Source organism: Pantoea latae (genome assembly GCF_002077695.1).
Taxonomy (GTDB): domain Bacteria; phylum Pseudomonadota; class Gammaproteobacteria; order Enterobacterales; family Enterobacteriaceae; genus Pantoea; species Pantoea latae.
In genome coordinates, this window is sequence record NZ_MWUE01000003.1 from 43,446 (window position 1) to 58,673 (window position 15,228).

General features: G+C 60.3%; 12 protein-coding genes. 9 read left to right on the forward strand and 3 right to left on the reverse strand.

The features are described 5' to 3' along the window. Positions 1–63 precede the first annotated feature (63 nt). Positions 64–1,029, forward strand: coding sequence for a magnesium/cobalt transporter CorA (gene corA / locus B2J69_RS00445; RefSeq protein WP_081134724.1), 966 nt, complete (start codon positions 64–66; stop codon positions 1,027–1,029). 42 nt (positions 1,030–1,071) lie between these two features. Here the strand turns inward: corA and B2J69_RS00450 are convergent, their stop codons facing one another. Then, entirely contained in the window at positions 1,072–2,064 is a 993-nt protein-coding gene (locus B2J69_RS00450; protein ID WP_081134727.1) for a sugar phosphate isomerase/epimerase family protein, read from the reverse strand. Between the two features lie 305 nt (positions 2,065–2,369). Here B2J69_RS00450 and B2J69_RS00455 point away from each other — a divergent pair, with 305 nt between their 5' ends. Continuing rightward, positions 2,370–3,095 (forward strand): YoaK family protein, encoded by a 726-nt coding sequence (locus tag B2J69_RS00455; RefSeq protein WP_081134729.1) that lies wholly within the window; start codon positions 2,370–2,372, stop codon positions 3,093–3,095. A gap of 12 nt (positions 3,096–3,107) precedes the next feature. Here the strand turns inward: B2J69_RS00455 and B2J69_RS00460 are convergent, their stop codons facing one another. Then, entirely contained in the window at positions 3,108–3,803 is a 696-nt protein-coding gene (locus tag B2J69_RS00460; protein WP_081134732.1) for a B3/B4 domain-containing protein, read from the reverse strand. 178 nt (positions 3,804–3,981) lie between these two features. On the opposite strand from B2J69_RS00460, the gene B2J69_RS00465 reads away from it, so the two are divergent. Continuing rightward, positions 3,982–4,305 (forward strand): hypothetical protein, encoded by a 324-nt coding sequence (locus tag B2J69_RS00465; protein ID WP_081134735.1) that lies wholly within the window; start codon positions 3,982–3,984, stop codon positions 4,303–4,305. A 15-nt stretch (positions 4,306–4,320) separates the two neighbouring features. Here the strand turns inward: B2J69_RS00465 and B2J69_RS00470 are convergent, their stop codons facing one another. Then, the gene (locus B2J69_RS00470) at positions 4,321–5,538 is read right to left on the reverse strand and encodes an MFS transporter (protein ID WP_081134737.1); all 1,218 of its coding nucleotides are present in this window, start codon (positions 5,536–5,538) and stop codon (positions 4,321–4,323) included. Positions 5,539–5,659: 121 nt separating this feature from the next. On the opposite strand from B2J69_RS00470, the gene B2J69_RS00475 reads away from it, so the two are divergent. The 6 genes from B2J69_RS00475 (at position 5,660) to narI (ending at position 15,024) form a co-directional block, all read left to right on the forward strand. After that, positions 5,660–6,217 (forward strand): TetR/AcrR family transcriptional regulator, encoded by a 558-nt coding sequence (locus B2J69_RS00475; RefSeq protein WP_081134740.1) that lies wholly within the window; start codon positions 5,660–5,662, stop codon positions 6,215–6,217. 763 nt (positions 6,218–6,980) lie between these two features. Beyond that, complete coding sequence (locus tag B2J69_RS00480; protein ID WP_081134742.1) at positions 6,981–8,354, forward strand: NarK family nitrate/nitrite MFS transporter; 1,374 nt, start codon at positions 6,981–6,983, stop codon at positions 8,352–8,354. A gap of 37 nt (positions 8,355–8,391) precedes the next feature. Then, on the forward strand, positions 8,392–12,126 hold the full coding sequence (locus B2J69_RS00485) for a nitrate reductase subunit alpha (RefSeq protein ID WP_081134745.1): 3,735 nt from the start codon (positions 8,392–8,394) through the stop codon (positions 12,124–12,126). Next, the gene (gene narH / locus B2J69_RS00490) at positions 12,123–13,658 is read left to right on the forward strand and encodes a nitrate reductase subunit beta (protein ID WP_081134748.1); all 1,536 of its coding nucleotides are present in this window, start codon (positions 12,123–12,125) and stop codon (positions 13,656–13,658) included. The genes B2J69_RS00485 and narH overlap by 4 nt, the downstream gene beginning before the upstream one ends. Further along, a complete protein-coding gene (gene narJ / locus B2J69_RS00495; protein WP_081134751.1) occupies positions 13,658–14,347 on the forward strand; it encodes a nitrate reductase molybdenum cofactor assembly chaperone in 690 nt (229 codons plus the stop codon). Before narH ends, narJ begins: the two co-directional genes overlap by 1 nt. Beyond that, positions 14,344–15,024, forward strand: a complete 681-nt coding sequence (narI, locus tag B2J69_RS00500) for a respiratory nitrate reductase subunit gamma (protein ID WP_094078467.1) — start codon at positions 14,344–14,346, stop codon at positions 15,022–15,024. The genes narJ and narI overlap by 4 nt, the downstream gene beginning before the upstream one ends. The last annotated feature ends 204 nt before the right edge of the window (positions 15,025–15,228 follow it).

A 15,228-nucleotide genomic window follows, 5' to 3' on the forward strand; every position in this document is an offset into this window, starting at 1 on the left:
ATTTCCTCGCGCTGAAAACCGTTATGCTCTATGCACTTTAGACAACCGTGTAGCGAAGGGATCATGATTTTAAATTGCATGGTATATCGTCCGGGTCAGGCCGGGCAGGAACTCGACGTAGAAAAAATCAGCGATGTGATGAGCGAGCCGGATGCCTTTATCTGGCTGGGGCTTTACCAGCCCGAAGCGGAATTTATGCACAAAATTCAGCGTGAATTCGGGCTGCACGAGCTGGCGGTGGAAGATGCGCTCTGCGCCCATCAGCGGCCGAAGATTGAACAATATGGCGAGTCGATGTTTATCGTCGCCAAAACCGTCAGTTCAGAAAATGAACATCTGCACTTCGGCGAAACCCACTTTTTCGTCGGGAAAAACTTCCTGATCACGCTGCGCCACGGCGCCTCTGACAGCTATGCGCCGATCCGCGAGCGCATTGAGCAAAACAGCGCGCTGCTCGCTCACGGGCCAGGCTATCCGCTCTACTGCATTCTCGACTTTATCGTCGATCGCTACGGCGAGTTCACCGCCTCGCTCGGCGACAAAATCGGCAAGATGGAGGCGGCGCTGTTCCGCTCGGAATTTGACAGCGCCGCGGTGAAGTCGGTCTATCGCCTGCGCCGCGAGCTGTTAAGCCTGCGTAACGCGGCGCAGCCGCTGGAGGAGATCTGCCAGCAGCTGGTGCGTCTGCATGAGGATATCGTGCCGAAAGAGCTGCGCGCCTATCTGCGCGACGTGCAGGATCACGCGCGGCATGTGGTGACCGACGCGGAGGATATGCGTGAAATGCTGACCAGCGCCATGCATGTCAACCTGGCGATGGTGGCGGTGCAGCAGAACGAGGTCACCAAAAAGCTGGCGGGCTGGGGTGCGATACTGGTGGTGCCGACGGTGATCTTCAGCATGTACGGCATGAACTTCAAGGATATGCCGGAGCTGAACTCGCCGCTGGGCTATCCGCTGGCGCTGGGCGCCACCTTTGTCGCCTGCTTCCTGCTGTGGTGGCGACTGCGCAAGTCGGGCTGGCTGTAAGCGGCGCGCGCCGCGACGCACAAGGCGTCGCGGCAGAGGCATCTACTCTTCGATTGAGGTCAGCAGCGCATTCTGAATAATGCGCTGCGCCTTCAGCGGGTTCTGCTCAAGCTGCGCCGCCTGCAGTGCGGGCATATCCAGCTTGTCGAGCGCGCGGTAGATATGTTTGAGGAAGCGGATGGAGAGGTTGGCCGCCTCGACATGGTCTTCGCGGAACGGAAACTGATCGAGCTGCCAGACGCCGTCCCAGTTGTTGCACTTCAGCACGTAGAAAAACTCGAAAATCTCGGTCATATGCACGGTGCCGACCACCAGGTCGTCGTCCCAGCCGCGCAGGTTATCGTTCACGTCCATGCCGAACAGGCGGCCGCGATCGAGGATCAGCTGCGCTGAACCGGCAGGCGACTCGCCGGCGAACAGCGCGTGGCCGAAGTCGAGCAGAATGCCGACGTTGTCGAGGCCAATCTCCTCAATGCCCAGCAGTGATTTCGCCGCCGAATCCCAGGTCATTTTGACGCGCGGCTCGCGCGGCTTGTACTCAATGGCGAACTTCACGTCGGGATTGGCGCCCGCCAGCTCGCGCATGCCGTCCACCGCCAGCTTCCAGAGGTTTTTATGATCCACCTGGAAGGGATAATCCCAGCCATCCTGACCGGGCCAGACTTTGACATAGTTCGCGCCCAGTTCGCGCACCACGTCAGCCGCTTCATTCATCAGCGCCAGCGCCTCGGCGCGCACCGCCGCGTCGGGATGGGTGAACGCGCCGCGCGAAAATTTGCGCAGATAGATCTCCGGCGTCACGCCGATCGCTTTCAGCCCGACCTCCTGCAGCGCCTGTTTGACGTCAGCCACCGAGACGCCAGGGGTAAAAGGATAGGGCACGTCCACATAGGCGAGGTCTTCCACCTGCGCCGCCAGCTTAATCTGCTCCAGCGTGCTGAGCGCCGGACCGTAACCGTCTACCGCGTAACGATCGATATAGTTGGCGAAATGCCACAGGCCCGCGCCAAACTTCGGATAATTATAGGAACTCATTGCCGCTATTCTCCGTTCAGGATGCAGACAGAAGCGTGAAGGTCGCGCTGCTGCTGTCAGTGAGTGAATATATATTCATATTGGATTATATATTCCATTGTGGGGGCGGAACGGCCCACCTTGCCAGCGGCGCGCGCAATAACTGTAAGGCAGGTCACAGAAAATCGCGGGTTTAAGATAAGCCGCAGGCGGCAGAGCGCGCCTCGGCCGCGCGAGGAAAATCGTTGCGTAGGGCAAGCGTTAGCTTGTGCATTGCGCGCAACAGGAGGATCATCCCGGCAGTTTGGTTCACTCGCGTAGACGCTATGCTTATCAGCACTGAAAACTTTCGCAGCCACACGGCAGATACTCAGCTCGCCTGCACCCTCGCGGCGGTGGCGGGCGCGCTCAATACCGCGGCGTTTGAAGTCGTTGGTTTTTTTTCCGCCAACATGACCGGCAACGTGTCGTCGCTCTCGGATAATCTGGCAAAGAGTAGCCTGGCGCCAGCCGGCTTCTTTCTGGCGATTATCGCGCTGTTTATTGCCGGCTCCGCCTTCTCCACCCTGCTGATCAATGCAGGGCGGCGCAATAAAATGCGTAAAGTCTATGCGTTCAATATCCTGGTGGAGGGCGTGGGCCTGGTGCTGTTAGGCGGCGTGGAAACCTGGACGCCGCCGCTGTCGCCTGGCGTGATGCTGATACTCTGCCTCAGCTTCCTGATGGGGCTACAAAACGCGGTGGTGACCCGAATTTCAAACGCCCGCGTCAGGACCACGCATGTCTCCGGCACCTCAACCGATATCGGCATTGAACTGGCGATGCTGTTCGATGTGCTGAGGCGAAAAGAGTCGCCGAAAGAGGCGCCGCTCTATATTGAGCGGCTGAAACTGCATGCGTTGACCCTGCTGGCGTTTACGGCGGGGGGCGTAGCGGGGATCTGGCTCTACCGCCTGTTGGGCTATCCGTTCATTATCGCCATCGGCCTGATGCTGATCGCCCTCACGCTGCGTACCCTGCTGGGCAAACAGCCGGACGAGGCGAGTCAGTAACGGCAGGTAAAATCAGCTAAAGCCCGCGCCAGTCAGCTGTTTTTCAATGCGCGAGCCGGGCATCATCGCCTCCAGGCCGGCGATCAGCGCATCGCTGGCCTGATGCAGCGCATCTATCGGCATTTCCGGCAGGCTCTCCAGGATAAACCACATCTTCTGCGCGCTGGCGTCCAGCCGGGTGCGGACGCCCTGACGCCAGTTCCAGCGACGGCAGGTGACGCCAAGGTCGTCGCGCCAGATCACCTCGCCCGGTTCAGGCGACTCAATGCAGGGATCGCCCTGTTTCAGCGTGTCGAAACGTTCGCTGCCGTCGGCGCGCACCAGACGTGGGTTGCCGACACAGGCGGCGGCGTTTTCACCGCCGATCGGCAGGGCGTACTGGATGCTGATGGCGTTATAGAGATCCACCACCGGATCGATAGCTGGCAGGGCGCCGTCGCGGGCGACCCGTTTGCGCAGCGCCTCGACCGAGCTGGGCGTGCGGGCCGGTTTGGCGCCGAACTGTTTAAACACCTCGCGCCAGGCGTTGATATGCGCCTCGGCATAGGGCACGTCGTCAGCGGCCATGGCGCGACAGGCGTTGTCCACGGCGTCGCGCGCCACCTGCGGGTGCTGCACGCCGGCTGACTCGACCAGTATGCTGATGGCGCGGAAACCCGGCGCCAGCGCGATAATGGTCAGTTCCACATCGGGAGTAAAAGAGAACATCGCTTTTCCTTGAAGATGAATATGGCATGAAGTGTAGCGACGGATGGTCGACGTCGCCGCCGCAGGCCAGATAAAAATCCAGGAATATGCTGAATCCGCGCAAAATCTCGTGAGATTTCCTGTGCGGTTGCGTTATTTGTCTATACTGACTCTGGACTTGATAATTAGTGAGGGAATCATGAAAAAGACAATTATTGCACTTTCTGCTCTGATGCTGGCTGCGCCGGTTTTTGCCGCTACCACACATGCGACCGATGAAACCGTGGCTGAAGCGCATAAAGGCGCGGATACCGCGAAAGAAAAACTGCACAAAGCGCAGCATGCCGGCGCTGAGCAGAAGCTGAAAGCTGAGCACGCCGCGGAAGGCAAAAGCGACGCGACCACCAGCAAAATCAGCGAAGGTTCACAGAAAGCCTGGCACGGCACTAAAGAAGGCAGCGAAAAAGCCTGGGATAAAACCAAGCAGGGCGCTGAAGACCTGAAAAACAAAGCGACCAACTAAAAGAGAATGGCCGGTTTAACCGGCCATTTTTTTATCCTCTTCCGCCGTCAATACCACTCCGCTTCGCCCCGTCAGCAGTGATAGAGCTGCCATCAGCAAGATGCCCAGGCAGTAGTAATTTGCCGTTGCGGCTAGTCCCAGCACCGAAACCAGACAGCCCGCCGCCAGCGCCGGCAGCGCGAACGCGAGATAGCTCTTCACCATCAGGGCGGCGAACAGTCCGGCGCGCTGATGACTCTCCGCCAGCGGCATGATGCTTTTCATCACGTTAGCAAATATTGAACCAAAACCCTGTCCGGCGACGGCGGTGCCCAGATAGAGCAGGGTGACGAGATGCTGATTAATGCCGAACAGCGTCAGGCCGACGCCCGCCATTAAGGCCAAAGTGCCAATAGAGCGCGCACGCGAGGGCGACCAGCGGCGAAAAATAAACACTGACGCTGTGGCGCTCAGCATCAGCGTGGCCACCACGGATCCGCCGACAAACGGCGACGTCAGCCCGGTCGACAGGATCACCAGCGTCGGCATCAGCGAGAGATAGAATCCGCCCAGCGACCATGTCGCCACGATAGCCGGCGCCATACGCAGCATGGGCCGCAGCGCGCGTGGTGGAATGGCGATCTGCGGCTTCAGCGCGCGCAGCGCGCCAGGGGCGGGCGACGCGGTTTCCGGCATAACCGGCAGCAGCGCCAGCGCGAACAGCATCAGCGTCAGCAGCAGCGCGTAGATGGCGACAGTGGGAAGAGGGACGAAGGCGATCAGAATCGCGCCCGTTAGCGTGCCGAGCATCAGCCCGAGAAACGGCGCAACCGCATTAAGCAGCGGGCCGCGCGCCTTGTCGCCATCGAGGATCGCAGCGCCGAAGGTGGGTAGCGCGATGCCGGTCGCCAGCCCCTGAACCATCCGCGCGACAATCAGCATATCGGCGCCCTGCGCCAGCATAAACAGCGTCAGCGCCAGCGCGTTGCACAGCAGCGCCGCCAGCATCATGGCGCGACGGCCGACAAAATCAGAGAGGCGACCAAAACAGAGCAGCGCGACCAGCAGGGCGAAAGCGTAGCTGGCGAAGATCAGCGTAATGGTCACCGGCGACAGATGATAGAGCGCGCGGTACAGGGGATAGAGCGGCGTCGGCGCGCTGCTGGTGGCGGCAAAAAGCATGGCGCAGACAAAGCCGTACAGCGTGATGCGCGCGGCGGCAGTGGCAGACAAGCTGGCTGTAGCGAGAGACATAGTGTTCACCTTAAAGCGAAGTATTAGCTTTAAGGCAGGTATACTTGCAATTTGCGACTAACGCAATATCTTTGCATTAAACATTTTTTATCATGCTAAATCCGTTAAAGGAGGTACTGAGATGGCCAGGGAGATGATCAGGCAGGGCGGGCGCAGCGCGCGCATTCAGGAAGAGGTGCACAAGGCGGTTAACGCTTTGCTGAAAACCCGCGATCGTAGCGAACTGACCGTGCCTATGGTGGCGGAGTCAGCGGGCGTCACGCCTTCAACCATTTATCGTCGCTGGGGCGATCTGTCGCAGCTGCTGGCCGATGTGGCCGTGGCGCATATGCGGCCCATCAGCGAACCCGAAGATACCGGCGATATGCAGCGCGATGTTGAAGCCTTTATCCTGCAATACGCCGAAGAGATGTCGTCCAAAGTAGGTCGGCAGATGCTCACCGACATTATCGGCAGCGGCGGCGGCGGCGCCACGGTGAAGTGCTGCGGCTTTACCCAGCTCCACCTGGAAACGCTGCATCAGCGAGCGCTGAAGCGCGGCGAAGCGGGGTTCTCGGTGGCGGATGCGGTCGATTTCGTTGTGGCGCCGGTGATCTATCACATCTTGTTTGAAGATCGCGAACCTGAGCCGGACTACTGTCGCGCTCTGGTGACGCGACTGTTTCAGCGCGCAGATTAACCCGCAATGGCCTGGCAGCGGCAGCGTTGGTCTGCCGCTGAACGCCTGTAATGGTATATAGTTACAACATACCATAAAGTGTTCAGGTAACACATGTCGGCATAAGTGCCAGATGTAGCCTAAAAACGTCAATAGCGAACAGCAGCGGGGAAGCTATTTCAGATGGCGCGTTTTTTTGGCATTTCTGCCCGGCTTGCGCGCCGCCAGATAAGCCTGAGCAGAAATATTTTTTGTTATCGCTATATAATTAAATAAATAACGACTGGCGGGGGTGATATACTCTTTACCACGCAATGCGAATTATTCTCGACTGTGGGGGGTAAACCGATCGTCGATATTTATCGCCTTATTGAATCTTTATTTGATTATTATCAAACTGGCATGTGCTAAATATCAGCACCCCATTTCATTATCGCTGCAATATACCTAAAATGAGGTAGTTAGCCCAGCGCGCGCGTTTCCCCAACTCAGCGTTGCTTTGCGCTGCGTCATGAAAGCCCCTACAAATCCTCTTGTTTTTAAACCCCGCTGCGATAGGCTTATTAACCATTCTACCAGGTGAGCAGATTTGCCAAATAACGGTTTGCGATCCTTATTGCATCCGCCGTTTACCCGGACGACAGGGAGAAACTTGCCCTGCGTCGTATCGGTTCGCCTTTTAAATCCGTATTACTGCGGCTTTATTCAGCCTCATATTATTTATTTTTTAAATACTACTCGCAGAGAGCGGGAGCGATCCCTCTGCTGCTTATTGGGAGGATATGTGAGCGTAAAACCTCATGCCGGGCACGGCGCACTGGAAAACTGGGCGCCAGAAAATCAACAATTTTGGGAAAGCCGCGGTAAACATATCGCGCGGCGCAACCTGATTATTTCCGTGAGCGCGCTGCTGCTCGCGTTCTGCGTCTGGATGCTGTTCAGCACCGTCGCCGTCAACCTCAATCGGGTGGGATTTAACTTCACCGTCGATCAGCTGTTTCTGCTCACCGCGCTGCCTTCGCTTTCCGGCGCGCTGTTCCGCGTGCCGTACTCGTTTGTGGTGCCGGTGGTCGGCGGCCGTCTCTGGACGGTGATCAGCACCGCGGTGCTGATTATTCCCTGCGTCTGGCTCGGCTTCGCGGTGCAGAACCCCAGCACGCCCTATGGCGTGTTTATCGTTATTTCGCTGTTTTGCGGGCTGGCGGGCGCCAACTTCGCCTCCAGCATGGGCAACATCAGCCTGTTCTATCCCAAGAGCAAACAGGGCTCGGCGCTCGGCATCAACGGCGGCCTCGGCAATCTCGGCGTCAGCGTGATGCAGCTGGTTGCGCCGCTGATTATCGTGGTGCCGTTCGTTGTCGGCGGCGCGACGCTGGAGGATGGCAGCCAGATATGGCTGGCCAACGCCGCGTGGATCTGGGTGCCGCTGCTGGCGCTGGCCTCGATCGCCGCCTGGGGCGGCATGAACGATATCGCCGGCATGCGCGCCTCGCTGCGCGATCAGCTGCCGGTGCTGAAGCAGGGCCATCTCTGGACGCTGGGCCTGCTCTATCTCGCCACCTTCGGCTCTTTTATCGGCTTCTCGGCGGGCTTCGCCATGCTGGCGAAAACCCAGTATCCGCAGGTGGACATTATCCATCTCGCCTTTTTCGGTCCCTTCCTCGGCGCGCTGGCGCGCTCGGCGGGCGGCTTTCTCTCCGATAAGTTCGGCGGCGTGCGCGTGACGGCGATTAACTTTCTGCTGATGACCTTCTTCTCTGCGCTGCTGTTCCTGACCTTGCCTGGCAGCGTCGCCGGATCCTTCCTCGCCTTCTACGTGGTGTTTATGGGCCTGTTCCTCACCGCCGGCCTCGGCAGCGGCTCAACCTTCCAGATGATTGCGGTGATCTTCCGTCAAATCACGCTGGATCGCATGACCGCCAAAGGCCACAGCGCGGAAGAGGCGCAGCACGCCGCGGTCACCGACACGGCCGCCGCGCTGGGCTTTATCTCGGCGCTGGGCGCGGTCGGCGGCTTCTTTATCCCTAAGGCGTTCGGCACCTCGCTGACGCTGACCGGTTCGCCCGTCGGTGCCATGAAAATTTTTCTGGTCTTTTACATCGTCTGTCTGCTGTTGACCTGGCTGCTGTATGGCCGTCGCAAAACCCATAACAACTAAGCAGAGCAATGAGCACTAACCATACTGGAGATGCGCAATGAGCAAACTTCTCGACCGCTTCCGCTATTTCAAGCAGAAAGGGGACAGCTTCGCAGAGGGGCACGGCCAGGTGTACAACACCAACCGCGACTGGGAAGATGGCTACCGCCAGCGCTGGCAGTACGACAAAATCGTGCGCTCGACGCACGGCGTCAACTGTACCGGCTCCTGCAGCTGGAAAATCTACGTCAAAAACGGCCTCGTCACCTGGGAGACGCAGCAGACCGACTACCCGCGCACGCGCCCGGATCTGCCCAACCACGAACCGCGCGGCTGCCCGCGCGGCGCCAGCTACTCCTGGTATCTCTACAGCGCCAACCGGCTGAAATATCCGCTGGTGCGCAAGGCGCTGCTGGAGATCTGGCGCGACGCCCTGGCGCAGCACAGCGATCCGGTGGCCGCCTGGGACGCCATTATGGCGGACGGCGAAAAGGGCCAGCGCTATAAGTCGCAGCGCGGTCGCGGCGGCTTTGTGCGCGCCAGCTGGAAAGAGATGAATCAGCTGATCGCCGCCGCCAATATCTGGACCATCAAGAAGTATGGCCCGGACCGCATCGCGGGCTTCTCGCCGATCCCGGCGATGTCGATGGTCTCCTATGCGGCGGGCACGCGCTATCTGTCGCTGATTGGCGGCACCTGCCTGAGCTTCTACGACTGGTATTGCGATCTGCCGCCGGCGTCGCCGATGACCTGGGGCGAGCAGACCGACGTGCCGGAGTCCGCTGACTGGTATAACTCCAGCTATATCATCGCCTGGGGCTCCAACGTGCCGCAGACGCGCACCCCGGACGCCCACTTCTTTACCGAAGTGCGCTATAAAGGTACCAAAACGGTGGCCATTACCCCTGACTATTCGGAAGTCGCCAAGCTGAGCGATCAGTGGCTGGCGCCGAAGCAGGGCACCGACAGCGCGCTGGCGATGGCGATGGGCCACGTCATCCTCAATGAGTTGCACCTGAAAAACCCCAGCGACTATTTCCTTAACTACGCGCGTCACTACACCGACATGCCGATGCTGGTGCTGCTGGAGCCGCGCGAAGACGGCAGCTATGTGCCGGGACGCCAGCTGCGCGCGGCGGACCTGGCTGACGGCCTCGGCGAAGCGAACAATCCCGAGTGGAAAACCGTGGCCTACAACCAGGCAGGCGAGCTGGTAGTGCCGAACGGCTCTATCGGCTTCCGCTGGGGCGAAAAAGGCAAGTGGAACCTCGAGCCGAAGGCGGCGGGCACGCCGACCCAGCTCACGCTCTCGCTGCTGGATGGGCACGACGCGGTGAAGGATGTCGCTTTCCCCTACTTCGGCGGCATTGAGAACCCTCATTTCCGCCATGTGAAACAGGATGAGGTGCTGCTGCATAAAGTGCCGGTCAGAATGCTGACGCTGGCCGACGGCCGCGAACTGCCGGTCGCCTCGGTCTATGACCTGACGCTGGCGCACTACGGCCTCGATCGCGGCCTCAACGACGACAACTGCGCGCGCGACTACAGCGAGGTACGCGCCTATTCGCCCGCCTGGGCGGAGCAGATTTGCGGCGTGCCGCGCAGCCAGATTGAAAAAATCGCGCGCGAGTTCGGCGAAACGGCGCACAAAACCCACGGACGCTCGATGATTATCGTCGGCGCCGGCATGAACCACTGGTATCACATGGACATGAACTACCGTGGGCTGATCAATATGCTGGTGTTCTGCGGCTGCGTCGGACAGAGCGGCGGCGGCTGGGCGCACTATGTCGGCCAGGAGAAGCTGCGTCCGCAGACCGGCTGGACGCCGCTGGCGTTCGCCCTCGACTGGAACCGTCCGCCGCGCCAGATGAACAGCACCTCGTTCTTCTACAACCACGCCAGCCAGTGGCGCTTCGAGAAGCTGCAGGTCAGCGAACTGCTGTCGCCGCTCGCCGACGCCAGCCAGTTCAGCGGCCAGCTGATCGACTTTAACGTGCGCGCCGAGCGCATGGGCTGGCTGCCATCCTCGCCGCAGCTCGGCATCAACCCGCTGCGCATCGCCGAACAGGCGAAACGCGCCGGTCAGACCGAGCAGGCCTGGACCGTGGAGGCGCTGAAGTCCGGCACGCTGCGCATGGCGTGCGAAGATCCCGACAGTGGCAGCAACCATCCGCGCAACATGTTTATCTGGCGCTCGAACCTGCTCGGCTCGTCGGGCAAAGGGCACGAATATATGCTGCGCTATCTGCTCGGCACCGAGAGCGGCATTCAGGGCGAACCCTTAAGCGACGAAGCGGATCGCCCGGAAGAGCTGGAGTGGCGCGGTGAGGCGCTGGAGGGCAAGCTCGATCTGCTGGTGACGCTCGACTTCCGCATGTCCAGCACCTGTCTCTTCTCCGATATCGTGCTGCCGACCGCCACCTGGTATGAGAAAGACGATATGAATACCTCGGACATGCATCCGTTTATTCATCCGCTTTCCGCCGCAGTCGATCCGGCCTGGGAGTCGAAAAGCGACTGGGAAATCTACAAAGGCATCGCCAAAACCTTCTCGGAACTCTGCGTCGGCCATCTCGGCGAGGAAACCGACGTGGTGCTGCAGCCGCTGCAGCACGACTCGCCGGGCGAACTGGCGGCGGGCGAGGTGCGCGACTGGAAAAAAGGGGAGTGCGATCTGATCCCCGGCCAGACCGCGCCGCAGATTATCAGCGTGCAGCGCAACTATCCCGCCCTCTATGAACGCTTCACCTCGGTCGGACCGCTGCTGGAGAAACTCGGCAACGGCGGCAAAGGCATCAGCTGGAACACCGATAAAGAGGTCGATCTGCTGCGTCGCCTCAACTACACCAAAGCGGAGGGCGTCGCCAAAGGCCAGCCGATGATCAACAGCGCCATTGACGCCGCCGAAGTGATCCTGACGCTGGCGCCGGAAACCAACGGCCAGGTAGCGGTAAAAGCCTGGCAGGCGCTGGGCGAATTCACCGGCCGCGACCATACCCATCTGGCGCAGCCGAAAGAAGAGGAGAAGATCCGCTTCCGCGACATTCAGGCGCAGCCGCGCAAAATTATCTCCAGCCCCACCTGGTCAGGCCTGGAAGATGAGCATGTCTCCTACAACGCGGGCTACACCAACGTGCATGAGCTGATCCCGTGGCGCACGCTGTCGGGCCGTCAGCAGCTCTATCAGGATCATCCGTGGATGCGTGCCTTCGGCGAAGCGTTCTGCGCCTACCGTCCGCCGGTCGATACGCGCAGCGTGCAGAATCTGCAGCATATTCCCTCTAACGGCTTCCCGGAGAAGGCGCTCAACTTCCTGACGCCGCATCAGAAATGGGGCATTCACTCCACCTACAGCGAAAACCTGCTGATGCTGACCCTGTCGCGCGGCGGGCCGATTGTCTGGATGAGCGAAGCGGACGCCAGCGAGCTGGGCATCGAAGATAACGACTGGATCGAGGTGTTCAACGCCAACGGCGCCCTGACGGCGCGTGCGGTGGTGAGCCAGCGCGTGCCGGCCGGTATGACCATGATGTACCACGCCCAGGAGCGTCTGATGAACATTCCAGGGTCAGAAGTCACCGGCCAGCGCGGCGGCATCCACAACTCGGTGACGCGCGTCTGCCCGAAACCGACCCATATGATCGGCGGCTACGCCCAGCTGGCGTACGGCTTCAACTATTACGGCACCGTCGGCTCGAACCGCGACGAATTCATCATGGTGCGCAAGATGAACAAAGTGAACTGGCTGGATGACGAAGGCCGCGATCAGGTACAGGAGGCGACAAAATGAAAATCCGCTCTCAGGTCGGCATGGTGTTGAATCTCGATAAGTGCATCGGCTGTCATACCTGTTCCGTGACCTGTAAAAACGTCTGGACCAGCCGCGAAGGGATGGAGTACGCCTGGTTCAACAACGTGGAAACCAAGCCGGGCGTCGGCTATCCCAACGACTGGGAGAACCAGGAAAAATGGCGCGGCGGCTGGATCCGCAACATTAAAGGGCGGCTGGTGCCGCGCCTCGGCAGCCGCTCGTCGGTGCTGATGAAGATCTTCGCCAACCCGGTGGTGCCGGGCATCGACGACTACTACGAACCGTTCACCTTCGACTATCAGCATCTGCACACCGCGAAGGCGGGCAAAAGCCAGCCGACGGCGCGCCCGCGCTCGCTGATCAGCGGCCAGCGCATGGATAAAATCCACGGCGGCCCGAACTGGGAAGAGCTGCTCGGCGGCGAATTTAGCAAGCGCTCGGCGGATAAAAACTTCGAGGCGATGCAGAAGGAGATGTACGGCCAGTTCGAAAACACCTTCATGATGTATCTGCCGCGCCTGTGCGAGCACTGTCTCAATCCCGCCTGCGCGGCGACCTGTCCCAGCGGCGCCATCTACAAGCGCGAAGAGGACGGCATCGTGCTGATCGACCAGGACAAATGCCGCGGCTGGCGTCTCTGCGTCAGCGGCTGTCCCTATAAAAAAATCTATTTCAACTGGAAGAGTGGCAAATCGGAGAAGTGCATCTTCTGCTATCCGCGCATCGAGTCGGGCATGCCGACCGTCTGCTCGGAAACCTGTGTCGGCCGCATCCGCTATCTAGGCGTGCTGCTCTATGACGCCGATAAAATTGCCGACGCGGCCAGCACCGAGCAGGAGGTCGATCTCTATCAACGCCAGTGCGACGTCTTCCTCGATCCTCACGATCCGCAGGTGATCGAGGAGGCGCTGAAACAGGGCATTCCGCAAAGCGTTATCGACGCGGCGCAGGCGTCGCCGGTGTGGAAGCTGGCGATGGACTGGAAGCTGGCGCTGCCGCTGCACCCGGAATACCGCACGCTGCCGATGGTCTGGTACGTGCCGCCGCTGTCGCCGATCCAGTCGGTGGCCGACGCGGGCGGGCTGGTGTCCAGGAGCAGCGTGCTGCCGGACGTCGAAAGCCTGCGCATCCCGGTGCAGTATCTCGCCAACCTGCTGAGCGCGGGCGATACCGGCCCGGTGCTGCGCGCGCTGAAGCGCATGATGGCGATGCGTCACTTCAAACGCGCGCAGAGCGTGGAGAAGGCAGACGACACCCGCGCGCTGGACGAAGTCGGACTGAGCGTCGCGCAGGCCGAGGAGATGTACCGCTACCTGGCGATCGCCAACTACGAAGATCGTTTCGTGATCCCCAGCAGCCACCGCGAGCTGGCGCGCGAGGCGTTCCCGGAGCGCAATGGCTGCGGCTTCACCTTTGGCGACGGCTGCCACGGCAGCGACACCAAATTCAACCTGTTCAACAGCCGCCGTATTGACGCGATCAATATCGGCGACCAGGCGGGAGGCGAATAATGGCGCTGATAAAAATCATCGGCCTGCTGCTGGAGTATCCCGACGAGAGCCTCTGGCAGCATCAGCAGGAGCTGCGCGATCTGGTCAGCGCGCAGGATCCGGCACTGCTGCCCTTTGTCGACAGTTACTTCGCCATGCCGCCGCTCGACAGGCAGGCGGACTGGTGCGCGCTGTTCGAGCGCGGCCGCGCCACCTCGCTGCTCTTGTTCGAGCATGTGCACGCGGAGTCGCGCGATCGCGGCCAGGCGATGGTCGACCTGATGGCGCAGTATGCGCGCGCCGGACTGGAGCTGAACTGCCGCGAGCTGCCGGACTATCTGCCGCTCTATCTGGAATACCTCAGCATGCAGCCCGAGGCGGAGGCGCAGCAGGGCCTGCTCGACGTGGCGCCGATTCTGGCGCTGCTCGGCGCCCGGCTCAACGAGCGCGGCAGCGACTTCGGCGCGCTGTTCGACGCGCTGCTGCGGGTGGCGAACAGCCCGCTGCGTAGCGCCAGCGTGGCGGCGCAGGTCGCCAGCGAAACGCGCGATGACACCCCCGCCGCGATGGACGCGGTGTGGGAAGAGGAGCAGGTGAAATTTATCGACAGCAACGCCTGCGACAGCTCGGCGCAACGGCAACATCAGCGGCGCTTTCGCGATGACACCGCGCCGCAATACCTTGATCTCTCCGCTGGAGGAACAGCCTGATGCACTATTTAAACGTGTTGTTCTTTGATATTTACCCCTACCTGTGCGGCACCGTGTTTCTGGTGGGAAGCTGGCTGCGCTATGACTACGGCCAGTACACCTGGCGCGCCTCATCCAGCCAGATGCTGGATAAAAAGGGGATGCGCTTCGCCTCGAACGTGTTTCACATCGGCATTCTCGGCATCTTCTTCGGCCATCTGTTCGGCCTGCTGACGCCGCACTGGATGTATGAGCCGTTTCTCGCCATCGCCACCAAGCAGAAAATCGCCATGGCTGCTGGCGGGGTGTTCGGCGTGATGACGCTGGTGGGCGGCTTTCTGCTGCTGAAGCGCCGCCTGCTCAACCCGCGCATCCGGGCCACCTCGACCCGCGCCGATATCGTTATCCTCGGCATTCTGGTGGTGCAGTGCACGCTGGGGCTGTCGTCGATTCTCTTCTCAATGCATCATCTGGACGGGGTAGGCATGATGAAGCTGGTCGGCTGGGCGCAGGCGATCGTCACCTTCCAGGGTGGCGCGTCAACGTGGCTGGATGGGGTAGAGTGGATTTACCGCGTACACCTGATCCTCGGCATGACCATTTTTCTGGTATTTCCCTTCACCCGTCTGGTTCACGTCTGGAGCGCGCCGGTGGAGTATTTTACCCGCCGCTATCAGGTGGTCAGATCGCGTCGCTAAGCGTTTCTCTCTGCGCCAGCCTGCTCTCGGCTGGCGCAAAATAGCTCCCGCCGCTGATTGACATTCCCGTTACGCCACCGCGTCTTTACATTAACTGAGTTAACCGCTTTTTATTTAAGTTACTTAACATTTTTATTAACTCCTTTTACTTACACGCTGTGACAAGGATCGCATTTCTCCCTACGCTTAAGCTCAGGTAATAAT